This window comes from Pseudomonas triclosanedens, from assembly GCF_026686735.1.
GTDB lineage: Bacteria > Pseudomonadota > Gammaproteobacteria > Pseudomonadales > Pseudomonadaceae > Pseudomonas > Pseudomonas triclosanedens.
In genome coordinates, this window is sequence record NZ_CP113432.1 from 3,513,788 (window position 1) to 3,536,327 (window position 22,540).

The 22,540-nt window shown below is 66.1% G+C and carries 24 protein-coding genes; 15 read left to right on the forward strand and 9 right to left on the reverse strand.

Going from position 1 to position 22,540, the window contains the following annotated elements; all coding sequences use genetic code 11:
* Positions 1 to 7 precede the first annotated feature (7 nt).
* The 7 genes from OU419_RS16115 to OU419_RS16145 form a co-directional block, all read right to left on the reverse strand.
* Complete coding sequence (locus OU419_RS16115) at positions 8 to 1,546, reverse strand: efflux transporter outer membrane subunit (RefSeq protein WP_254473823.1); 1,539 nt, start codon at positions 1,544 to 1,546, stop codon at positions 8 to 10.
* On the reverse strand, positions 1,543 to 2,661 hold the full coding sequence (locus OU419_RS16120; protein ID WP_254473821.1) for an ABC transporter permease: 1,119 nt from the start codon (positions 2,659 to 2,661) through the stop codon (positions 1,543 to 1,545). The genes OU419_RS16115 and OU419_RS16120 overlap by 4 nt, the downstream gene beginning before the upstream one ends.
* 4 nt (positions 2,662 to 2,665) lie before the next feature.
* Positions 2,666 to 3,835 carry an ABC transporter permease gene (locus OU419_RS16125; protein WP_015476685.1) on the reverse strand — a complete coding sequence of 390 codons (1,170 nt, stop codon included), beginning with the start codon at positions 3,833 to 3,835 and terminating at the stop codon, positions 2,666 to 2,668.
* On the reverse strand, positions 3,832 to 5,604 hold the full coding sequence (locus OU419_RS16130; RefSeq protein WP_015476684.1) for an ATP-binding cassette domain-containing protein: 1,773 nt from the start codon (positions 5,602 to 5,604) through the stop codon (positions 3,832 to 3,834). Before OU419_RS16130 ends, OU419_RS16125 begins: the two co-directional genes overlap by 4 nt.
* Before the next feature lies 1 nt (position 5,605).
* Entirely contained in the window at positions 5,606 to 6,646 is a 1,041-nt protein-coding gene (gene hlyD / locus OU419_RS16135) for a secretion protein HlyD (protein WP_254473819.1), read from the reverse strand.
* Between the two features lie 27 nt (positions 6,647 to 6,673).
* Positions 6,674 to 7,093: a hypothetical protein gene (locus OU419_RS16140; RefSeq protein WP_015476682.1), complete on the reverse strand. Its 420-nt coding sequence runs from the start codon at positions 7,091 to 7,093 to the stop codon at positions 6,674 to 6,676.
* Between the two features lie 67 nt (positions 7,094 to 7,160).
* Entirely contained in the window at positions 7,161 to 7,769 is a 609-nt protein-coding gene (locus OU419_RS16145) for a TetR/AcrR family transcriptional regulator (RefSeq protein WP_254473818.1), read from the reverse strand.
* A gap of 212 nt (positions 7,770 to 7,981) precedes the next feature.
* Here OU419_RS16145 and OU419_RS16150 point away from each other — a divergent pair, with 212 nt between their 5' ends.
* Both OU419_RS16150 and OU419_RS16155 read left to right on the forward strand, forming a co-directional pair.
* Positions 7,982 to 8,926: a LysR family transcriptional regulator gene (locus tag OU419_RS16150; protein ID WP_015476680.1), complete on the forward strand. Its 945-nt coding sequence runs from the start codon at positions 7,982 to 7,984 to the stop codon at positions 8,924 to 8,926.
* Positions 8,923 to 9,201 (forward strand): EexN family lipoprotein, encoded by a 279-nt coding sequence (locus OU419_RS16155; protein ID WP_254473816.1) that lies wholly within the window; start codon positions 8,923 to 8,925, stop codon positions 9,199 to 9,201. The genes OU419_RS16150 and OU419_RS16155 overlap by 4 nt, the downstream gene beginning before the upstream one ends.
* On the opposite strand, the gene OU419_RS16160 is transcribed toward OU419_RS16155, so the two are convergent.
* On the reverse strand, positions 9,168 to 9,443 hold the full coding sequence (locus OU419_RS16160) for a hypothetical protein (RefSeq protein WP_254473814.1): 276 nt from the start codon (positions 9,441 to 9,443) through the stop codon (positions 9,168 to 9,170). The two genes, OU419_RS16155 and OU419_RS16160, sit on opposite strands and share 34 nt — an antisense overlap.
* On the opposite strand from OU419_RS16160, the gene OU419_RS16165 reads away from it, so the two are divergent.
* Genes OU419_RS16165 through OU419_RS16225 form a run of 13 tightly spaced genes read left to right on the forward strand, consistent with a single transcriptional unit; the run spans position 9,438 to position 21,719 of the window.
* Positions 9,438 to 11,447, forward strand: coding sequence for a conjugal transfer protein TraG (locus OU419_RS16165; RefSeq protein WP_254473812.1), 2,010 nt, complete (start codon positions 9,438 to 9,440; stop codon positions 11,445 to 11,447). The two genes, OU419_RS16160 and OU419_RS16165, sit on opposite strands and share 6 nt — an antisense overlap.
* Positions 11,444 to 11,908 (forward strand): ribbon-helix-helix protein, CopG family, encoded by a 465-nt coding sequence (locus tag OU419_RS16170; protein ID WP_003111089.1) that lies wholly within the window; start codon positions 11,444 to 11,446, stop codon positions 11,906 to 11,908. The genes OU419_RS16165 and OU419_RS16170 overlap by 4 nt, the downstream gene beginning before the upstream one ends.
* Positions 11,905 to 12,957, forward strand: a complete 1,053-nt coding sequence (gene trbB, locus OU419_RS16175; protein WP_254473810.1) for a P-type conjugative transfer ATPase TrbB — start codon at positions 11,905 to 11,907, stop codon at positions 12,955 to 12,957. Before OU419_RS16170 ends, trbB begins: the two co-directional genes overlap by 4 nt.
* Positions 12,954 to 13,343, forward strand: a complete 390-nt coding sequence (locus OU419_RS16180; RefSeq protein ID WP_254473808.1) for a TrbC/VirB2 family protein — start codon at positions 12,954 to 12,956, stop codon at positions 13,341 to 13,343. The genes trbB and OU419_RS16180 overlap by 4 nt, the downstream gene beginning before the upstream one ends.
* A complete protein-coding gene (locus OU419_RS16185; protein ID WP_041110926.1) occupies positions 13,340 to 13,612 on the forward strand; it encodes a VirB3 family type IV secretion system protein in 273 nt (90 codons plus the stop codon). Before OU419_RS16180 ends, OU419_RS16185 begins: the two co-directional genes overlap by 4 nt.
* Before the next feature lie 15 nt (positions 13,613 to 13,627).
* The gene (gene trbE, locus OU419_RS16190; RefSeq protein WP_254473806.1) at positions 13,628 to 16,081 is read left to right on the forward strand and encodes a conjugal transfer protein TrbE; all 2,454 of its coding nucleotides are present in this window, start codon (positions 13,628 to 13,630) and stop codon (positions 16,079 to 16,081) included.
* Entirely contained in the window at positions 16,078 to 16,803 is a 726-nt protein-coding gene (trbJ, locus tag OU419_RS16195) for a P-type conjugative transfer protein TrbJ (RefSeq protein WP_023087421.1), read from the forward strand. Before trbE ends, trbJ begins: the two co-directional genes overlap by 4 nt.
* 12 nt (positions 16,804 to 16,815) lie before the next feature.
* Positions 16,816 to 17,136: an EexN family lipoprotein gene (locus OU419_RS16200; RefSeq protein WP_041110920.1), complete on the forward strand. Its 321-nt coding sequence runs from the start codon at positions 16,816 to 16,818 to the stop codon at positions 17,134 to 17,136.
* Entirely contained in the window at positions 17,133 to 18,518 is a 1,386-nt protein-coding gene (trbL, locus tag OU419_RS16205) for a P-type conjugative transfer protein TrbL (protein WP_043088274.1), read from the forward strand. The genes OU419_RS16200 and trbL overlap by 4 nt, the downstream gene beginning before the upstream one ends.
* 12 nt (positions 18,519 to 18,530) lie before the next feature.
* Positions 18,531 to 19,235 (forward strand): conjugal transfer protein TrbF, encoded by a 705-nt coding sequence (trbF, locus tag OU419_RS16210; protein ID WP_254473804.1) that lies wholly within the window; start codon positions 18,531 to 18,533, stop codon positions 19,233 to 19,235.
* Positions 19,232 to 20,215: a P-type conjugative transfer protein TrbG gene (gene trbG / locus OU419_RS16215; RefSeq protein WP_015014877.1), complete on the forward strand. Its 984-nt coding sequence runs from the start codon at positions 19,232 to 19,234 to the stop codon at positions 20,213 to 20,215. Before trbF ends, trbG begins: the two co-directional genes overlap by 4 nt.
* A 2-nt stretch (positions 20,216 to 20,217) precedes the next feature.
* Positions 20,218 to 21,504, forward strand: a complete 1,287-nt coding sequence (locus OU419_RS16220) for a TrbI/VirB10 family protein (protein ID WP_254473802.1) — start codon at positions 20,218 to 20,220, stop codon at positions 21,502 to 21,504.
* Positions 21,501 to 21,719 (forward strand): DUF2274 domain-containing protein, encoded by a 219-nt coding sequence (locus OU419_RS16225; RefSeq protein WP_013721742.1) that lies wholly within the window; start codon positions 21,501 to 21,503, stop codon positions 21,717 to 21,719. Before OU419_RS16220 ends, OU419_RS16225 begins: the two co-directional genes overlap by 4 nt.
* A gap of 8 nt (positions 21,720 to 21,727) precedes the next feature.
* On the opposite strand, the gene OU419_RS16230 is transcribed toward OU419_RS16225, so the two are convergent.
* Positions 21,728 to 22,465, reverse strand: a complete 738-nt coding sequence (locus OU419_RS16230) for an HNH endonuclease (RefSeq protein WP_254473794.1) — start codon at positions 22,463 to 22,465, stop codon at positions 21,728 to 21,730.
* Positions 22,466 to 22,540 lie beyond the last annotated feature (75 nt).

A 22,540-nucleotide genomic window follows, 5' to 3' on the forward strand; every position in this document is an offset into this window, starting at 1 on the left:
TGTTGAGTCAACGGCTTGAAAACGCGACGGTGGCGGCAGCGCCCCGCTGCGGATGGGTTGCGGTCGATGCCGTCGTGGATACGTCCCAGCCGCCACCAAGGGCCTTGTACAGCGCCACCAGTTGCACGGCGGCGTTGGTATGCGCGCGTGCGGCTGCGGTTTCGGCCTCGTGCAGGCTGCGCTGGGCAGCCAGCAGTTCGACCAGCGCAATGTCGCCTGCCGCATAGCGCGCCTTGGCGTGGCCGTAGCTGGTGCGCGCGGCATCCAGTGCCATACCGCGGCGCTCAAGCGTGTCTAGCCCGCCGTGGTAGTCGCCCAGCGCGCGCTCGGCGTCGCCCAGCGCCGTCAGCACCGCCTGCTCATAGGCCAGCGCGGCCTGCCGCTCGGCCGCCTCGCGTGCCCGAATTTCGGCGCGCACACGGCCGCCGTCGAACAGGCGCCAGGAAATCAGCGGCAGGATGGAAAAACGCGAGCTGGATGCATCGAACCAATCGCCCGTGCTGAGCGCTTGGAACCCGCCGCCGATACCGATGGAGAGTTTGGGGAACAGTTCGGCCGTGGCCACGCCGATGTCGGCGGAACTCGCTGCCAGGCGACGTTCCGCAGCCAGCACGTCCGGGCGCCGGCGCAGCATCTCTGCGCGCTCGCCCACCGGCAGCGCCCACAGCGTGCTCGGCGTCAAGGGGCCATCCAGCAGTGCCAGCTCCCGCTCCGGCGGCGCGCCCAGCAGCACGCCCAGGCCGAGCACTGCGGCGCGCTGACGCACCTGGATATCCGGGATGAGCGCGTTGACTGCTGTCCATTGGGCGTACGCCGCCTCCACGTCGGCGGCCGACGCGTCGCCCAGCGCATGCCGCAGGCGCACCAATTCCAAGGTTTGCTGCAGCGTATCCAGTGTGGCCTGTTGTGCGTGCAACTCGTAGCGGGCGCCGACGGCGGTGAACCAGGTGCGCGCGACCTCGGCCACGATGCGCATGCGTACTCCCTGTGCATCGGCTTCGGTCGCCTGCAGGCGAGCGCTGGCGCCCTCCAGGGCGCGCCGCCTGGCCCCGAACAAGTCGGCCTCCCAGGCCGCGTCGAAGCCCGCGTCGTAGATGGTCTGCGTGGCGTCAAGACCGGGGATGGAGCCTACGGGCAGGGGTCCGTTCTCGCTTTGACGGCGCCGGTTGACGCTCGCGCCAGCGGCGGCGGTGGGCAATGCCTCGCCGGCCACACGATCGCGCAGGGCGCGTGCCTCATCGATGCGTGCCGCAGCCTGGCGCAGATCCAGGTTCTGTGCCAGCGCCGTGGCCATCAGGCGATCGAGGATGGGATCGTCCAGTGCAGACCACCATTGGCTCAAGTCTGTGGACTGGGATTCGCTTGCCAACGGCAAGCTCCAGCCGCTGCCGACGTCGACCGGCGGCGGCTCGCGGTAGTCAGGGCCCACGCTTGCGCAGGCGGTCAGCAGCACGCAGGACAAGGCCAGCGCGAGCGGACGCGCGCGCCCAGGGGTCAGGCCGGTGATGGTTGCGCGAAGAAAGGGAGTGCAGGGCTTGGATTTCATTGCAGGCGTCCTCGGACGAATACGGTGGCCATCGTCAGCGTGGCTAGGGCGATGACCGCCAGCGGCCACAGGCTGGCGAGAATGTCGCCGGGCGGCATGGCCTTGAGAAAGCTGCCTTCGACGATGATGAGGAAGTGGGTCAGCGGAATGGCCTGGGCCAGCCATTGCAGGACGACGGGCATGTTTTCAACCGGCGTGGCGAAACCGGACATCAGAACCGCCGGCACGCCGATGGCGAACGCCCCCAGGATGGCCTGCTGCTGCGTCATGCTGACCGCGGAAATCATCAGACCGATGCCGACCACCGACAGGATGAACAGCACCAGACTAGCGAGCAGGAGCGCAAACGAGCCCGTAAACGGGATGCCGAACAGGAATACGCCCGCGCTGATCATGAACAGGCCCAGCGCGGTGCCAATTGCGAGTGCCGGCAGTGACTTGGAAATGATGATCTCGGGCGTCGAGGTGGGCGATACCAGCAACTGGTCGAAGGTGCCGAGTTCACGTTCGCGCGCGATCGACAGCGAGGTGATGAGCAGCGCGCTGAACAGCGCCAGGATGCCCGTGAGGCCGGGCACGATGAACCAGCGGTAGACCAGATTCGGGTTGAACCAGTGGCGCACGACCACGGGCGTTGGTGCCTGGGCGTCGGGAACGACCTCGGCGCCGACATCGGCGGCGATGGTGGACAGATAGGCCACGGTGATCTGCCCGGAGTTGCTGCGCCGGCCATCGACCAGTACCTGCGCGCGGCCACTTTCGCCGGCGGCGATGGAGCGCGAGAAATCCACGGGAATGGCGAGCGCGGCGATCACCTCGCCACGGTCGATCAGCTCGTGGAGCTGCTGCTGGCTGTCGACATGCCACACGCGGGTGATGAAGCGGGCGCTGTCCAGGCGCTGTACCAACTCGTGCGACCACCGCCCCGCATCCTGATCGTAGACGGCGATATCGACGTTGCGCACTTCCAGCGTCGCGGCAAAGGCGAACACCAGCAACTGCAGGATCGGCGGCACGAACACCACCATGCGGCTGCGCGGGTCACGCAGGACGCTGAGCACTTCCTTGATGAACTGGGCGCGCAGGCGGGTGAACGAGAATGCGGAAGTCAACATCGCGTCACTCCAGGTTCTTGCGCGTGGCGCGCTTGGCGATCACGAAGAACAGCACCCCGATCGCCGCCATGGCGGCGAGGTTGGGCAGGAACAGGGCCCAGATGTCGCCGGCCAGGAACACCGTCTTCAGCGAATCGACGAAGTAGCGCGCCGGAACCACCAAGGTGATGGCGCGGATCGGTGCCGGCATGGCGTCGATCTCGTACAGAAAGCCCGACAACATGAAGGCCGGCAGGAAGCCCGTGAACAGCGCGATCTGCGCGGCCAGGAACTGGTTACGTGCCAGCGACGAGATCAGCAGACCCTGACCCAGCGCCGGCACCATGAACACCGCCGACAAGAGCAACAGGGACAGCAAGGAGCCGCGCATCGGGACGCCGAACACGAACACCGCCAGCGCCGCTGCGCCCAGCGTGGACAGCATGCCGAGCGCGAAGTACGGCAGCAGCTTGCCGACCAGGATTTCAGCCACCGAGGCCGGCGTGGACAGCACTGCCTCCATGGTGCCGCGCTCCCATTCACGCGCCACCACCAGTGCAGTCAGCATGGTGCCGATGATGGTCATGACGATGGCGATGGCGCCGGGAATCAGTGCGCGTCGGCTTTCCAGCTCGGGGTTGAACCAGTAGCGCGGCTCCAGCATGACGGACTGCGCTGGTGCTCCGACGTCCAGCCCGGCACGCCACGACTGGACCACGCCACGGGCGTAGTTCTCGACGTAGTTGGCGGTATTGGGGTAGGAGCCATCGGTGACGATCTGCACCAGCGGCTCGCTGCCACGGAGGGCCAGGCGCTGCTCGAAATCCTGCGGGATCACCACGTAGCCGCGCAGGTCGCCTGAGACCAGTTGGTCGGCCACTTCGCGTCGGTCATGAGCGAAGTGCGTATCCAGGAAGCGGGTGCCCGAAAACGCTGCGGCCAGCGACTGTGCCGATGCGCCGGGCGACTCCAGGACCACGCCGACACGGACATCCTTCGCATCCAGCGACACCGCATAGGCGAACAGCAGCAGCAATACCACCGGCAGCACGAACGCGATCAGCAGCGTCGAGGGATCGCGCAGCGCCTGGTAGCTTTCCTTGGTGACCAGGGCGATGAGGCGTCGCAGGTCAAAGCGGCGCAAGTCGGCCTGCATCGAACCACCCGCGTCCTTGTGAGGTGCAGCGGCGCTCATATGGCGGCCTCCATTTCGCGGTCAGCGGACTCCACCAGGTGAATGAAGGCGTCCTCCATCGTCGGGTCGGGTCGTTCGGGGCTGATCGCCGAACGTTTGAGTGCGTCGGGCGTATCCAGCGCAATCAGTTGCGCACGCGACAGCATGGCGACGCGGTCGCAGTACTCGGCCTCGTCCATGAAGTGGGTGGTGACCATGATGGTCACGCCCTTGCGCGCCAGGCCGTTGATGTGGGTCCAGAATTCGCGCCGGGTAATGGGGTCCACGCCCGACGTGGGCTCATCCAGGAACAGCACGGGCGGCCGGTGCATGAGCGAACAGGCCAAGGCCAGGCGCTGCTTGTGTCCCAGCGGCAGGGAATCAGGCGTGGCGGACAGCCAGTCGCCCAGATCGAAGGTGGCGATCATTTCCTCGATGCGCTCGCGCCGGGTGTTGCCTTCCAGCCCGTAGACGCCGGCCGAGAACTCCAGGTTCTGCTGCACCGAGAGCAGGCCGTAGAGCGAAAACTTCTGCGCCATGTAGCCGAGCCGGCTCTTGGCTGCGCCGGTGGCGCGGCGCAGATCATGGCCAACCACATGCGCTTCGCCAGCAGTGGGTTTCAACAGGCCGCACAGCATCTTGAAGGTGGTGGACTTGCCGGCACCGTTGGGGCCGAGCAGGCCGAAGATTTCGCCCTTTTGCACCTCGAAGCTGACGTTGTCGGTGGCGGTGAACTCGCCGAAGCGCTTGGTGAGGTTTCGGCACGACACGGCAATGTCGAAACCCAGCTCAACCGGCGGCAGACGCTCGGCCAGCGTCGACGTGCCGCCGGGGCCGCCACCGAGCAGATCGATGAAGGCGTCTTCGAAGCGCGCAGGCACCTGCGCCAGCCGCACCTGCGCCTGATCGGACAGGGCCTGGAGCTGCCCTGCGTCCGCGCCCTCGCGCAACACCACGCGCACGCCGGCGCCTTGGATCACGCCATCGCTCACGGTGGGTAGGTCGAGTGCCTGGGTCAGGACCGCTCGGCGCTCGGCACCGACGTCTTCCAGACGGAAACTGCGGCCTTCGAGCTGCGCGGTGAGTTGCTGCGGCGGGCCAGCGAACAGGAGCTGTCCCTGGTTCAGCAACAGCACGCTCTCGCAGCGCTCGGCTTCGTCGAGATAGGCGGTGGACCAGACCACGGCCATGCCCTCGTCGGTCAGCGCCTGCACCATGCGCCACAAATCCTGGCGGCTTACCGGGTCGACACCCACGCCCGGCTCGTCCAGCAGCAGCACCTTGGGCCGCGCCATGAGCGCACAGGCAAGGCCCAGCTTCTGCTTCATACCGCCGGAAAGCTTGCCGGCCAAGCGCTTGGTGAAGGGTCCGAGCCGCGTGAAGTCCAGCAGCTCGGCAAACAGATCGGCGTTGCGGTCCGCATCCATGCCGCGCAACTGCGCATACAGGCGCATGTTCTCCATCACCGACAGGTCTTCGTACAGGCCAAAGCGTTGCGGCATGTAGCCGCTGGCGACGTGGATGGCGTCGTTGTCCTTGACCACGTCATAGCCTGCCAAGGTGACGTGGCCGGCGTTCGGCACCAGGAGGCCGGTCAGAATCCGCATCAGCGTCGTCTTGCCAGCGCCGTCGGGGCCGACCAGACCCGTCAGCCGCCCATAGTGGATGCGCGCACTCAAGCCCCGCAGCGCCTTTACGTCGCCGAAATGCTTGTCCACGTCTTCGATGACGACGGCAGCGGCAGCGACATCCGCGCTTGCGCTTGTCGGCGTGGCGGCGTTCGCCTGCATCTTAACGTTCCCCCACGCGCGCGCTGAGGCCTGGTTTGGCATCGACCGCTATCGTCACCGGCATGCCCTGCCGCAAGGCACTGTCGCTGTCGGCTTCGTCGATGACGATGCGCAGGCGGTACACCAGATCCGTGCGCAAATCCGTCGTTTCCACCGTCTTGGGGGTGAACTCGGCGCGTGGCGAGATGAAGCCGATCTGGCCGCGATAGACCTTCTCTGATGAATCGCTTTTGACGCGTACCACAGTACCGGGCGCGATGCGTCCCAAGTCCGACTCGCCCACGTAGGCGCGCACGTAAACTGGCTTGTCCAGGCTCAGGCTGTAGACCGCGCTCTGGCTTGCAACCATGCTGCCGGGCTCGCGCACCCGTGCGATGACGGTTCCGCTACTGGGCGCCATCAACTCGGTGTCCGCCAAGGCTGTCGTGGCTTGCGCTGCGGCGGCCTGTGCGGCCGCAAGGCGAGCTTCTGCCGCGGCGATGTCTTCCTTGCGGAAACCTTCGGATGCTTGCGACAGGGCCGCCTTCGCTGCTTCGACGCCAGCGGCTGCCTGGTCTCGCGCCGTGCGGGCGGCATCGACCGTACGCTGGCTGCTGGCGCCCGATGCCAGCAGGCCACTCTGGCGTTTGAAATTGCGCTCGGTTTCGGTGGCGAGCGCCTGGGCCTGCCTGAGGGCCTCGCGCGCCTGGGTGATTTCCTGCGGTCGCAGACCGCGGCGAAGCTTGGCCAGTTCCGCCTGCGCCACTTGCACCTGGGCCTGCGCTGCCGCAAGGGCTTCCCGATACGGCTGCGCGTCGAGCGTCGCCAGCCGCGCACCGGCACTGACGGCATCGCCCTCATCGAAAGCCATTTGCATCACGCGCCCGGGCTGACGGAAGGCCAGTTGCACCTCGCGGATGTCGACGTTGCCGTAGAGGCGCAATGCATCTTGTTGTCCATGGTCGCGCGACAGCCAGAACGCCAGTGCGCCGCCAAGAGCGAGCACGACAACGGCGATCACGACCCAACGGGTTTTTCTGGAAAGGAGGTTTGGAGTTTTCATCGATGGGTTTCCGCTGGATAAAGGTGCTCAGTGCTCGCGTGCGACCGGCGCATTCGCCGCTGACCGGCGCCAGGCTATGGCCGCTATGCCAGCCCACACCAACGTGCGCAGCGTCATGGCGACCACCGTGCGCCGCTCCCAGGCGCCACCCAGAGCCACATGCACTCCGAAAGCTAGGAACACGAGCGCGGTCGCCACCGTGATGACAATCGCCAACCACGCGGCCCAGCGCCGGCGCATCCACAAGCCGACGCCGGCGACGATGTAGGCGAACCCGGCAAGAAAATTGAACCAGAGCACGAAAGGCACATAGTGGCCGGCGGCTTGGCGCGCGGCGCCGTCGACAAACAGGACTGCGCCGCCTTCCCTGATAGTCATCAGGCCAAAACCGATCGCAATCAAGGAGACCACGCGCATCCAGATCGCGCGTTCGCTGTGTGCCGTCATGTTCGTTGCTCCCGATTTGTGGAAGGGTTTGGAGGTCGCAGTCGCGCTTGCGGAGAAGACAGGTGTTTCATGTGTTGCTTTCGATGCCACGGCGATAGATGGCAAACACGGCTGGTGCGTCACGGCGGATGCGACAGACCTTGCCCGCCAACAGCGACTGCATGACCAGTCCCTGGATCGTGCCGATGAACAACACGGCGGCGGCATTCACATCCAGTCCCGCATCCAGTTCGCCCTGCGCCTTGCCGGCTTCGAGCAGGCGATGCAACCGCTCGCCGTAGTGCTGAATCAAGGTCTGCACCATTCGCTTGGGCAGGGTCTCTCCAGGTCGCTGCAATTCGCCGAAGAGCATCCTCGGCACACCCGGGTGCTCGGACACGAAGTCGATATGCGTCATGAAGACCGCCTCAAGGGCTGCGACCGGAGACGTAGTGCCTTCTGCTGCCTTGTCCACCCGAGCCAGCAGGCGTTCCGTGACCCAGGACATCACCGCCTGCAGGATGGCGTCCTTGGTCGGGAAGTGACGAAACAGCGCCCCCTGGGTCAGCCCCATACGCTGTGCGATGGCTGTGGTCGTGATGTCGCTGGGGTTCTGCTCGGCGGCCAAGTCGACCACCGCCTCGACTGTGGCCGCGCGCCGCTCATCGGCCGGTAGATGCTTGGAGTGTCCACTCATTGCTTGCGCCTTCGAAAGTGAGTAATCTATTACTATCTTAGCACCATGCAAGCTTGCCGCAAGAGGGGAAGCGCGAAAAGGAGGCCGCAATGGACAACAGAACCGTGATCTCAGACGACGGGCAACGGTCGATTTCGGGCAGACGCAAACGTCGCTCTCCGCGCCTCATTGGCGGAGGGGAGCCGGTTCATCACAAGTCCGGCGGGGTGTAAATGGAGCTGCGCCATCTTCGGTGCTTCGTCGCCGTCGCCGAAGAACTCCACTTCGCGCGCGCCGCCGAGCGGCTGCACATCGAGCAGTCGCCGCTGTCGCGGGCCATCAAGGAACTGGAAGAAGAACTCGGCGTGATGCTGTTTGCCCGCACCACGCGCAGTACGCGGCTGACCCATGCCGGAACATTGTTCTTGGAACATGTGCGTCGTGTGTTTGCTGCCTTGGAGCAAGCGCGAGAGAGCGTGAAAGCAGCGGCAAACGGTTTTCACGGGCAGTTGCGCGTGGCCTTGTCGGACGGCATCACGCCGTCGCGCCTGCCGACCTTACTGGCGTTGTGTCGCCAGGAAGAACCCGAGGTCGAGATCCGCTTTTTCGAGGTGTCACTATCGCAGCAGATCAAAGGGCTGCATGATGATCTGTACGACGTGGGGTTTGCCCAATCCGACGAGGTGGGCGACGGCATAGTCACTTTGCCCGCTTGGAGCGATGCACTCATGGTGGCAGTGCCGGCCCGGCATCCACTGCTGGCCCACAAGCGTATTCCCTTGGACGAGTTGCTGCGCTACCCGCTGGTCTTGTGCGATCCGCAAGTGTGTGAGGGCCACGCCAAGCACGTTGAACGAGTGCTGCGTCGTGCTGACATGGAACCGCTGATCGCAGAACGGGTTGCCACGTGCGATCTGATGATGGCACTGGTATCGGCCGGCTTCGCGCTTGGACTAGCGGGCGCTGCACACATTGCCGCCAGCCGTGAACCGGGCGTCGTAGCTCGGCCGCTGGCGTCGCGAGTGCCGCCACTGACGACCTACTTGCTCCGTCTCGACGGCGATCCGTCTGACGAACTGACACGTTTTATTGAGCGCGTGCAGACCATCGAGTCGCAGGAAACTCCTAGGGCCATACGAGGCCGAAACCCTGATCCCCCGGAGGAATTGATGCCATGAAGAAGGCCATCCCATTCTTGTTGGCGGCCATCCTGACCGCCTGCGGTCAGTCCGAGACGCCTCAGAAGGCCATCAGTTCAGAACCGGACATCCCGACAGTGGAAGAACTGGCGGCCAACCCCGAACGGCTCAAAGAACTGCGCCAGCAATGCAAAACCGACCGCCCGAAGCTCGGCGACGTGCTGTGCAACCGGGTGGCCGAGGCCACGCGCAAGCGGTTCTACGGCGATGGCGAAACCCCTTACACGCCGCCGAAGGAATCGCCCAAGTTCTGATTGTTGGCGGATAGCCGCTTCGCCTTCATTTTTTTGTTCGACACGCCGCAATGCGCCTTCGCTTGCGGCGTTTTTCTTTGGTTCGACACCGCGCGAACTCCGTCTTCTTGCTCGACCTTTCTGCTGAAAATGGTCTTTGACCGGCACTGACCCGTCACCGAACCTGACGCCTGCGGCACGTCCTTGTGCCGCTCTTTCCATGAGGAAAAAGCGCAGGAGAAATCGGAGGCCAGGTCATGCAAGGGACGAACGTGCTGTTCGGTCAGATCGCCGTGGTATTCGGCATCGTGATCGCCGGAGTGTGGGGCGCCACACAATGGACAGCAGCGGCCCTTGGCTACCAAGTACGCCTTGGCTCGCCCTGGTTCGACTTTCTTGGCACGTCGATCTACCACCCGTGGAAGCTGTTTGAGTGGTGGTTTTTCTTCGGCGCTTATGCGCCGGAAGTCTTCGACACCGGCGGCGCCATTGCCGGTGCCAGCGGCATGGTCGCCGTGGGCGTCGCCATCGCCATGTCGGTATGGCGCTCGCGCCAAGCGCGCCTAGTCACGACTTACGGCTCTGCGCGCTGGGCCAACGCGCAGGACATTCGCAAGGCTGGCCTCACACAGCCGGCCGGCGTGTTCCTGGGCCAGCACGATCGCCAGTATCTGCGGCATGAAGGCCCGGAACACGTCCTGACCTTCGCGCCCACGCGCTCGGGTAAGGGCGTGGGCCTGGTAGTGCCCACCTTGTTGAGCTGGCCCGCGTCGGCCGTCATTCACGACATCAAGGGCGAGAACTGGCAGATCACCGCAGGCTGGCGCTCGCGCTTCTCGCATTGCCTGCTGTTCAACCCGACCGATGCGAAGTCGGCTGCCTACAACCCGCTTCTGGAAGTGCGGCGCGGCGCGCATGAAGTGCGCGACGCGCAGAACATCGCGGACATTCTGGTCGATCCCGAAGGTGCGCTGGAGAAGCGCAACCATTGGGAAAAGACCAGCCACGCGCTGTTGGTCGGTGCGATCTTGCATGTGCTCTACGCCGGCGAGGACAAGACGCTGCGCGGCGTCGCCAACTTCCTGTCCGACCCGGCCAGCCCGTTCGAGCTGACCTTGCACCGGATGATGACCACGCCGCACCTGGGCGATGGGCCGCATTCGGTCGTCGCCTCTGCGGCGCGCGAAGTGCTCAACAAATCGGACAACGAGCGTTCTGGCGTGTTGAGCACCGCCATGTCGTTCCTCGGCCTGTACCGCGACCCGACGGTGGCCGAAGTCACCTCGCGCTGCGATTGGCGCATCGCCGATCTGATCGCTGCCGAGCATCCGGTATCGCTGTACCTGGTGGTACCGCCTTCGGACATTTCGCGGACGAAGCCGCTCATTCGCCTGATCCTCAACCAGATCGGGCGGCGCCTCACCGAATCGCTCGATGGCTCCGATGGCATCGAGCGCCGCCACAAGCTGCTGCTGATGCTCGATGAGTTCCCGGCGCTGGGGCGCCTGGACTTCTTCGAGACGGCGCTGGCCTTCATGGCGGGCTACGGCATCCGCAGCTTCCTCATTGCGCAGTCGCTCAACCAGATCGACAAGGCGTATGGGCAAAACCACTCCATCCTCGACAACTGCCATGTGCGCGTGACGTTCGCCACGAACGACGAGCGCACCGCCAAACGGATCTCCGAGACGCTGGGCACGGCCACCGAGCTGCGCGCCCAGCGCAACTACGCGGGCCACCGGCTCGCGCCGTGGCTGGGCCACCTGATGGTGTCGCGCCAGGAAACCGCGCGCCCGCTGCTGACGCCGGGCGAAGTCATGCAGCTTCCGCCTGACGAGGCCGTGGTGATGGTGTCCAGCGTGGCGCCGATCAAGGCGAAGAAGCTGCGCTACTACACGGACGCCAATTTCAAGCGTCGCGTGCTGCCACCGCCCATGCTGGCGGAAGGGCAGTACGCCGACGCGCCGCCGTCGCGGCCCGACGACTGGAGCGGGCTGGCGATTCCGTCCGTGCCCGCTGCGCCTGCCACGGCATCCGCCGATGGCCTGGAGAACTTGGGTTCGGTCGACGACGGCGGTCCGCGCCGTCAGCCCGAACTCTCCGAAACCGTCGCTTACGACCCCGAGCTGGCCGCTCCCGCGGCCGACCTTGCGCTGCTCGATGACGACGACGACCTGCCGCTTCCCCTTCCGCGCCAGCTCGATCCAGCCATGCAGCGCACGGCCCGGCTGGCTTCCCTCGACCCCAACGACGGAATCGAGCTATGAGCCACTACCGCCTCAACCTGTTCATCCAGCCGGAGCACGCCAAGCGCCTGGACGAGCTGGCCGCCAAGAAAGGCGTGTCCAAGTCGTCCATCGTCGCGGCGGCGCTCGCATCGTGGTTGTCGCCCGATGCCGCCGACCAGCGCGAGGCGGCCATCGCCAAGCGGCTGGATCGCCTGTCCCGCCAAGCCGAGCGCATGGAGCGCGACCAGAACATCGCCATCGAAACGCTGGCGCTGTTCATCCGTTACTACCTGACCGTCAGCACGCCAGTTCCCGAGGCGCACCAAGACGCGGCACGCGCGCAGGGCAAAGCACGCTTCGAGCAGTTCACCGAGCAGCTTGGCCGCCACCTGCTGCGCGGTCGCAGTCTGGTGCGCGACGTGGTGGAGGAACTGCATCCCGACCCGATGCGGATGGAGGACGCGGCGGCAGCCGCGCAAGCGCAGGAGCGTGCGTCATGAGCGCCGTTCCACAGTCCATGGGTGCCACGTCGCTCGACCGCCGCATCCAGATGCTGCGCACGGCGATGGGGCCGCTGATCGCCGCCGCGCTCGAAGACCCGGACGTGGTGGAGGTGATGCTGAATCCTGATCACACGCTTTGGGTGGATCGGCTTTCCAGTGGGCGCGCGCCGATGGGCGTGGAACTACCCGAGGCGGACGGCGAGCGAATCATCCGACTGGTCGCGGCCCACGTCGGCGCAGAAGTGCATCGCGGCCAGCCGCTGCTATCCGCCGAGCTGCCCGAAACGGGCGAGCGCTTCGAGGGCATCTTGCCGCCCGCCGCGCCGGGGCCGGCCTTCGCCCTGCGCAAGCGCGCCATCGGCGTGATTCCGCTGGAGCGGTACGTCATCGACGGGATGATGACCAGCGCGCAAGCGGGCTTTCTCGTTCGCGCCGTGCGCGAGCGGCAGAACGTGCTGATCGCCGGCGCCACCAGCAGCGGCAAAACCACGCTCGCCAATGCGCTGCTCGCCGAGATCGCCGCCACGGGCGACCGCGTGCTGGTGCTCGAAGACACGGTGGAACTGCAATGCGCGGCCCGCGACCACGTTCCGCTGCGCACGCGCGCAGGCGTGGTGTCCATGACCGAGCTAGTGCGCTCGTCCATGCGCCTGCGGCCTGATCGCGTCGTCGTTGGCGAAGTGCGCGGCGCCGAGGCGCTGGATCTCATCAAGGTGTGGGGCACGGGCCACCCCGGCGGCATCGCCACGATCCACGCCGGCTCCGCACTCGGTGCGCTGCTGCGCCTGGAGCAACTGATTCTCGAAGTGGCGGTGAACCCGCCCCGTGCGCTGATCGCCGAGGCAGTCAACGTGGTGATCCACATAGCCGGGCGCGGGCGCAAACGCCGCATCGAGAGCATCGCCCGCGTCGTCGGCTTCGACGGCGTGGGCTACCAACTGGCGGATGCACTGGAAACGCCGTTTCCCGAGCTGCCGCCACTTCCCGATGCCGCACCCGCTGCGGCGACCTCCCCATCCCTCGACCTTTCTGGAGAACTTCCATGACGACGCACGCCCATGCTTTCCGTGTTTCCGTAAATCCGCTTTTCCACCTGTCCAGCCTCACGCGGTTACGCAGCCTGGCCCGCCCTGCGGGGCAAGGGCTGCTACTGGCCGCGCTGATGCTGCTCCTGGCAGGCACCGCGCAGGCCGCCGGTTCCTCGATGCCGTGGGAAGGCCCGCTGCAATCCATCCTCGAATCCATCCAGGGGCCGGTGGCGCGCATCGTCGCCGTCATCATCATCATCGCCACGGGCCTCGCGCTCGCGTTCGGCGACACGTCCGGCGGATTCCGCAAGCTGATCCAGATCGTCTTCGGTCTGTCCATCGCCTTCGCCGCTTCGAGCTTCTTCCTGTCGTTCTTCAGCTTCTCCGGCGGGGCGGTCGTATGAGTGCCCCGGACGCCTTCGCGGACGGCTTCGAGGTGCCGCTGCATCGCTCGCTGACCGAGCCGATTCTGCTGGGCGGTGCGCCGCGCACCGTGGCGATCGCCAACGGTACGCTGGCCGCCGCTGTCGGCCTGGGCCTGCAACTGTGGATTCCCGGCGTGGTGCTCTGGATCGTCGGCCATTCGCTGGCGGTGTGGGGTGCGCGCGTTGATCCGCAGTTCATGCAGGTCTTCGCCCGGCACATCAAGCACCGCCCGCTGCTGGACGTGTGAGGGGAGGACGCCGCGATGCTGAACCTCGCCGAATACCGCCAGCGCCCAGCCTTGCTTGCCGACTGGCTGCCCTGGGCCGGGCTGGTCGCACCGGGCGTCGTCTTGAACAAGGACGGCAGTTTCCAGCGCACGGCCCGGTTTCGCGGGCCTGACCTCGACAGCGCGACGCAAGGCGAGTTGGTTGCCACGTCGGCGCGGTTGAACAACGCGCTGCGCCGCATGGGATCGGGCTGGGCGCTATTCATCGAAGCCGAGCGCCGGCCTGCGGCCGACTATCCGCACTCGGAGTTTCCCGAGCCGCTTTCGTGGGTGGTGGAGGAAGAACGCCGGGCCGCCTTCGAGGAATTGGGCAATCACTTCGAGAGCGGCTATCACCTGACGCTGCTTTACCTGCCGCCGGAAGAATCCCGCGCCCGTGCAGCCAAGATGCTCTACGAGAACACGCCGACGAATGGCGTGGACTGGCGCGAGCGGCTGCAAGCCTTCGTCGCGGAAACGGATCGCGTCTTTGACCTGCTCGACGGCGTGATGCCGGAGATTGACTGGCTCGATGACGCGCAGACGCTGACCTACCTGCACGCGACCATCTCGACGCGGCGCTATCGCGTCGGCGTGCCCGAAGTGCCGTTCCACATCGACGCGCTGCTGACCGACTCGCCGCTGGTCGGTGGCCTGGCGCCCATGCTGGGCGACCAGCACCTGCGCGTGGTGTCGGTGCGGGGCTTCCCGACCTCGACCTGGCCGGGGATTCTGGACGACCTCAACCGCCTTGGCTTTGCGTACCGCTGGAGCACGCGCTTTCTCTGCCTCGACAAAGCCGAGGCGGAAAGAGAACTCGCCCGCCTGCGCCGCCAGTGGTTCGCCAAGCGCAAGAACGTCATCGCGCTGCTACGCGAAACGATCTTCCAGCAGGAAAGCCCGCTGGTCGATACCGACGCCAACAACAAGGCCGCCGACGCCGACGCTGCCTTGCAGGAGCTGGGCAGCGATCAAGTTGCCTTCGGCTATCTGACGGCGACCGTCACCGTCACGGACGAGGACGCCGCCGTCGCAGACGAGAAGTTGCGCATGGTGGAGCGCGCCATCCAGGGCCGGGGCTTCGTCACCATCCCCGAAACGCTCAATGCCGTGGATGCCTGGCTGTCTTCGATCCCTGGCAACGCCTATGCGAACGTGCGCCAGCCCATCGTCTCGACGCTGAACCTGGCGCACATGATGCCGGTGTCGGCGGTATGGGCCGGGCCAGAGAAGAACGACCACCTCGACGGCCCGCCGCTGATCGTCACGCGCACCGATGGCGCGACGCCGTTCCGGCTGGTGACGCACATCGGCGACGTGGGCCACACGCTGGTCGCAGGCCCGACCGGCATGGGCAAGTCGGTCTTGCTCGCCACGCTGGCGATGCAGTTCCGCCGCTATCGCGGCTCGCGCATCTTCGCCTTCGACATGGGCCGCTCCATGCGGGCCGCCATCCTCGGCCTGGGCGGCGAACACTACGACCTGGGCACGGATGGCGAAATCGCCTTCCAGCCGCTCGCGCGCATCGACCGCGAGGGCTACCGCACCTGGGCCGCTGAATGGATCGAAGGCCGCTTGCTGCACGAAGGCGTGGCGGTCGGCCCCGATGAGAAAGCGGCCATCTGGTCGGCGCTGGGAAGTCTCGCCGGTGCGCCGCTGGAGCAGCGCACGATGACGGGGCTTTCCGTGCTGCTGCAATCGAACGCGCTGCGGCAGGCGCTGTCGCCTTACGTGCTCGGCGGCGCCCACGGCAAGCTGCTGGACGCCGATCACGATCGGATGGGCATGGCCGACGTGCAGTGCTTCGAGATGGAGGAGTTGATGCACAGCAAGGCCGCCGTCATGGCCGTGCTGCATTACCTCTTTGCGCGTTTCGATGAACGCTTCGACGGTGCGCCCACGCTGCTGATCCTCGATGAAGCCTGGCTGTTCCTCGATGACCCGGCGTTTGCCGCGCGTATCCGCCAGTGGCTCAAGACGCTGCGCAAGAAGAACGTCAGCGTCATCTTCGCCACGCAGAGCCTCGCCGACATCAAGGATTCGAGCATCGCGCCCGCGATCATCGAGAGCTGCGCGAGTCGGATTTTCTTGCCCAACCCGCAGGCGACCGAACCGCAGATTCGCACGATCTACGAGGGCTTCGGCCTCAACAAGCGGCAGATCGAAATCGTCGCCACCGCGCAGCCCAAGCGCGACTACTACTACCAATCCCGCCTCGGCAACCGCCTGTTCGACCTCGACCTGGGGCCGGCGGCGCTGGCCTTCGCGGGCGCATCCACGCCGCAAGACCAGCGCGACATAGACCGCGTGCTGCTGGACGCCGGCGTACCCGGTTTCGCGGGCGCGTGGCTGCGCCATCGCGGCCTCGATTGGGCGGCCGACCTGCTGCCCTCGTTCCCCGGCCTCGCGCCGGGTTCCCTCGCTGACCAACCCCAGGAGAACCTGCCATGAAGAAGCGCCTTATCGCCGCCGCCATCGCGGCCATGCTTTGCACTGCCACCGCCCATGCGCAATGGGTGGTGATCGACCCCACGAACCTCGTGCAGAACACGCTGACTGCAATCCGCACGCTGGAGCAGATCAACAACCAGATCCAGCAGCTTCAGAACGAAGCGCAGATGCTGATGAACCAGGCGCGCAACCTCGCCAGCCTGCCGTCCAGCGTGGTCGGCCAGTTGCGCGCCAATCTGGCGACGACCGAGCGGCTGATCGCCCAGGCTCGCGGCTTGGCCTACGACGTGACGAATCTGGATCGGGAGTTTGCGCGCCTGTATCCCGAGCAGTACGCCGCCACGGTGAGCGGCGACCAGATGTACCGCGACGCGCAGGAGCGTTGGAAGAACACCCTCAACGGCTTGCAGACCACGATGCAGATGCAGGCCCAGGTGTCGCAGAACCTGGGCGAAGACGAAAGCGTGCTGGCCGATCTCGTGGGCAAGAGCCAGTCGGCTCAAGGTGCGTTGCAAGCCATGCAGGCCATGAACCAGTTGCTGGCATTGCAGGCCAAGCAGTCGATCCAGTCGCAACGGCTCCAGATCACGCAGGATCGTGCGGCCTCGCTGGAACTGGCGCGGCAGGCGGCGGCCACCGAGCGCGCCCGCGAGGTGCGGCGACGTTTCCTGGGCGATGGCACGCAGTACACGCCGCAGCGCGTGGATTTCTACGGCAACTGACGGGAGGCCGCCATGCGATGCGTCCTCGCCCTTGGTGTCGTGCTGCTGGCCGCTTGCGGCGAGCAGCCGGCCGACCACCATGTCGATGCCCTGGCCGCCGATCCCATGCGGCTCAAGGCATTGCGCGCGCAATGCGCGGCCGACCGGCAGGCCACGGGCGAGGACGCTTGTCGCGCCGCCGCCGAAGCCTTCCGACGGCGCTTCTTTTCCGGCGAGGCCGGGCCAGATGAATACCAGACGCTGGCCGACCTGCCGTCGATCCCACCGAGCTTCGATGAGCCAGCCGATGGCGTAGCGCCGGCACCGCCGACCGAACCGGAGGGCACGCCATGAATGACGTGACCATCATCGACCAGTTCCTCAACACCTTCTCCGCCTACATCGACTCGGGTTTCGGGCTGCTGCGGGGCGAAGTGGCGTTCCTCACGGCCACGCTGATCGTCATCGACATGACGATCGCCGGCCTGTATTGGGCCATGAGCCACGCCACCGGCCAGGGCGAGGACGTGATCGCCAAGCTGCTGCGCAAGGTGCTGTACGTCGGCGCCTTCGCCTACATCATCAACAACTTCAACTGGCTGGCGAGCATCGTCTTCCGCTCGTTCGCGGGATTGGGCATCACCGCCACCGGCTCTGCCATCACGATGGAGAACTTCTTGCAGCCGGGCCGGCTGGCGAAAACCGGCCTTGACGCGGGCGGGCCGATCTTCCTCCAGCTCGACGACATGATGGGATTTCCCGAGGTGTTCTTGAACCTCGATGCCATCTTGGTGTTGTTCCTCGCCTGGCTGGTCGTGGTGCTCTGCTTCTTCGTGCTGGCGATCCAGCTATTCATCACGCTGATCGAGTTCAAGCTGACCACGCTCGCGGGCTTCGTGCTGGTGCCGTTCGCGCTTTGGAACAAGACCTCGTTCCTGGCCGAAAAGGTCTTGGGCAACGTGGTGGCCTCCGGCGTCAAGGTGCTGGTGCTGGCCGTGATCGTCGGTATCGGCTCGGGCCTGTTCACTCAGTTCCAAGTCCATCCCGATGAGCCGTCGCTCGACCACGCACTGGTCATCATGCTGGCCTCGCTCACCTTGCTGGCGCTGGGGATCTTCGGCCCTGGCATCGCCACGGGCCTTGTGTCCGGTGCGCCGCAGCTCGGCGCGGGTGCGATGGCAGGCGCTGCCATCGGCGCAGCCGGGACGGCGGTGGCTGTTGGTGCTGCCGCGACGGGCGTAGGCGGTGCCGTGGCCGCTGGCGCGCGCATGGCACCGGCTGCCGCCAAGCTGGCCGGCGCTGGTGCGCGTGCGGCCACGTCGGCGGCTGGCAGTGCGAAATCGGCGTTCCAGGCCGGCTCCGCCGCCGCTGGCGGCGGCGCAAAGGGCGCGATGGCGGGCTTGGGCAACGTCGCCAAGACCGGCGCGCAGTCCGCCGGACGTGCGGCTGCATCCCGTGCATCCGCTGCCGGGCAACGCATGGCCGCTCCCTTCCGCGCTGGCTGGAACGGCGCTGCCGCCGATGGCGGCGCGGGCGCGGCATCCGGTCAGGGTGCCGCAGGCGAGGCCGCATCCGGCGCCGCTACGGCGCAGACACAGGAACAGCCCGCTTGGGCCAAGCGCCTGCATCGCCGCCAGCAACTCACCCACGCCGCGACCACCACCGCCCACGCGCTGCGCGGTGGCGATGGCGGCGGCTCCGGCCAGGGGCCGAGCCTGCGCGATTCCGATTCATAAGGAGAACTGACCATGCGATTCAAGAAACCGCAGGTGCGCTACGCCGACACGCCGCAGCCTGCCACGCCGTACCAAGCTGCCGGCCAGGTGTGGGACGCGCGCATCGGCTCGCCGCGCGTCCAGGCGAAGAACTGGCGCCTGATGGCCTTCGGTTGCCTGACGCTTGCGCTGCTGATGGCCGGCGGGCTGGTGTGGCGCTCGGCGCAATCCATCGTGACGCCCTACGTCGTGGAGGTGGACAACGCGGGCCAGGTACGCGCCGTGGGCGAAGCCGCCACGCCATACCGGCCCAACGATGCGCAGACCGCGCACCACATCGCGCGCTTCGTGACGCTGGTGCGCTCGCTGTCCATCGACTCCATCGTCGTCCGCCAGAACTGGCTCGACGCCTACGACTACACGACCGACAAGGGCGCGGCCGTGCTCAACGACTACGCGCGGGTCAACGACCCGTTCGCGCGCATCGGCAAGGAGTCTGTGACGGTACAGATCACCAGCGTCGTGCGCGCCAGCGACACCTCTTTCAACGTGCGCTGGACGGAACGCCGTTACGTCAACGGCGCCGCGGCTGGGCTGGAGCGATGGACGGCCGTGGTGTCCATCGTGCTCCAGCCGCCGCGCACCGAAGAACGCCTGCGCAAGAACCCCCTGGGCATCTACGTCAACGGCCTGTCGTGGAGCCGCGAACTGGATTCTTCCGAAGGAGCCAAGCCATGAATGATCTTTTCCGTAAATCCGCTTTGCCGGCGATCCTGCTCGCCCTCGCGGGCTGCGCCTCGCAGGGCAAGCCACCGCCAACCATCTCGCTCGATGAGCCGGTGCAGGCGCAGCCGCTGCCGGAGCCGCCCGCGCCGGTGGAAGTGGTGGCCGTGCCCGAGGTGCTGCCAATGCCGGCGCAGTTGAAGCCGCTCGAGGACGCCAAACCCGCGCCGGAGCCGGCCGACGAGAAGGTGCGCGTCTCGCGCGCCAATGCCGAGGCCCGCGTCGCGCCCACGCGCGAGGGCTACGTCAATGCGATTCAGGTCTGGCCCTTCACCGATGGCGCGCTGTATCAGGTCTATGCGGCCGTCGGCCGTGTGACCGTGGTTTCGCTCCAGCCGGGCGAGGAACTGGTGACGGTGGCCGCCGGCGATACCGTGCGCTGGATCGTGGGCGACACGTCCAGCGGTAGCGGTGCCGACCTGCGCGTGAACGTGCTGGTCAAGCCGATCCGCTCGGGCCTCAAGACCAATCTCGTCATTACCACCAGCCGCAGGACGTACCTGCTGGAGCTGGCTTCGACGGAGAAGACGTGGATGGCGTCCGTGTCCTGGGAGTATCCGCGCGACCGGATGCTGGCGCTACAGCGTCAGGCGCAGGCGGCCAATGCCGCCGCGCCTGTCGATACCGGGCTGGCGCTGGAGAACCTGCGCTTCCGCTACGCGATCAGCGGCAGCAATCCGCCCTGGAAGCCGCTGCGTGCGTTCGATGACGGCGAAAAGGTCTATATCCAGTTTCCGGCGGGCATCGCGCAAGGCGAGCTGCCGCCGCTGTTTGTCATCGGCGCGCAGGGCGACGGGCAACTGGTGAACTACCGCTTCCGCTCGCCGTACTACATCGTGGATCGGCTGTTCGGCGCGGCCGAACTGCGCCTGGGCGGTGACAAGGGCGACGTGGTGCGGATCGAGCGCACGGATGGCGTGGCACGGAGGAACTGACCATGAGCCAGGACAACACCCCCGACCTCGCCACGCCGCAGGCGGGCAAGGTCGCGCCCGAGGCGGTGGCGCTGCGCGCCCAGCCGCGCCCGGTCACGCGCCTGAACCGGCGCACGCTGGCCATCCTCGTCGGCGGCCTGTCGGTCGCCGTGCTTGGGGCCACGATCTGGTCGCTGCAACCGCAGCGGCGCGGTACGGGCGAGCAAACCGAGCTTTACAACGTCGATCGCGTCTCGAAGTCCGAAGGACTGGATGCGCTGCCGACGGATTACTCGAAGCTGCCACCAGCCTTGCCGCCCGATGTGCCCGAGCTGGGGCCGCCGTTGCCCGGCGACCTTGGCCCGGCCATCGTCGCTTCGCAGCAGCCGGTGACGCCGGGCTATTCGCCGCCAGGCCATGATCCCGAAGATGCCTTGCGCAAGGAGGCGGACGCGGCGGCGGCCTCGTCGGTGTTCTTCCGCTCGGGCGCCCAGGGCCAGGCCGCCACCACGGTCGCGCAAGCTGCGCCGGGTGCGCCTGGTGTTGCAAACACACTCGCGGCCTTCGCTCCTCTCGCTGCCGGGCCTGCCTCGACGGCGGCCCAGCTCGCCGACCCGACGACCGTGCAGAACCGGCAAGACCAGAAAGAAGCGTTCCTGAAAGCCGGTTCTACGGAAACCCGCAACTCCGGCAACCTGGCGCTGCCGGCGTCTCCGTATCAGGTGATGGCCGGAACCGTGATCGCGGGCGCGCTGGTGACGGGCATCAAGTCGGACTTGCCGGGCGACGTGATCGCTACGGTGACGGAGCCTGTCTACGACACGGCTACGGGCCGGCATCTGCTGATTCCACAGGGGGCGCGCATCCTCGGGCGCTACAACAGCCAGGTCAGCTACGGCCAGAGCCGGGTGCAGGTGGTGTGGAACCGGATCATTCTGCCGGACACGTCCTCGTTGACGCTGGACAACCTGGCCGGCACCGACCCGGCCGGCTATGCCGGCCTGGAGGATGGTGTCGATTGGCATTGGGATCGCATCTTCGCCGGCGCCGCCCTGACGACGCTGCTGGGCGTCGGTGCCGAGTTGGCCTCGCCGGGGAACCGCCAGAACGGCGACCGCGTCATCATCGCCGGACGCGACAGCTTGCAGGACAGCGTGAACCAGGTCGGACAGGAAATGACCCGGCGCAACCTCAACATCCAGCCGACGCTGACCGAACGGCCGGGTTTGCCGGTGCGGATCATCGTCAACCGCGACCTGGTTCTCCGCCCCTATCAGCCGCTGTTCTTCAACCGGGGGAGTTCGAGATGAGCACGACCCGCAAGCTGCGACTCGGGCCGCTGCCCAAGACCGAGAGCGTCAAGCTGACCTTTGTTTGCTCGGGCAGCCTCAAGGCAGACCTCGATCGTTACGCCGCGCTGCACGCACAGACGTATGGCGAGACGGTCGACGCCATGACGCTGATCCCGCATATGCTGGAGGCGTTCATGGCGGGGGACCGGGGATTTAGACGCCACGCAAGGTAGACGCCCCTTCAGCGGTCGGGATCGTTTCGGCCGTTTCTGAGAATCTCCAGCGCTGCCTGTAGGTGTCGTTCTTCTGGCCCCAGGGCGGAAAGGGACGAGAACACCGCTGCGGTTTGGTGCCAATAGATGGCGTGACTGATGGCGGGGCGCAGCGCGTCAAGTTCTTCGCTCGTCAGGGACGCAGCAAACGCACGTAGCCGGATCTCTGATCTCTCGCGCCGGATGTGACACTCACGACACAAAGCACGCAGGGCACTGAGTGGGTATTCCCACGGCTCGAAGCCTTCTCGCATACTTGCGTAGTAGCAATGGTGGGCATCCAAAGGCTTCGTGGCTCCGCAGTCCTGACATTGATGTCCTGCCCGCTTCTTCACGGTTGCTGCCTTCTTACACCACCTTTCATCTTGCAGCTTGGATGCATAGGTGCCTGAAAGCCGTGAGTAGTCATACCCCTCAATAGGGTAGAAGCCCATGTTCCAAGAGTGACCAAGCTCGTACCAGAATCCGAACGACTCAACCAGATCGTCGAACTCCATCGTGTCGCCACCGTAGTTCAACATGGTATGAAGCGTGCTGCTGTCGAACACCAAGACTAAGAGCGAGTCGTTCCCATAGGGCTCGTTTCGAGCTCTCCAAGCCTCGATATCGACGAAGAACGCATCCCCCAGGATTTCCTCTTTAATCATCCATTCGGTAATAGCAGCACGCATGCGCTCCAAGTTTCTACTCATTGCAGTGAAATGCATCTCCTCCTCCAAAGGGCAAGGGGATCGCGGAGCTTACGAATCGGGGCGGCTAACGCCGCGACGCGTTCGATAGGC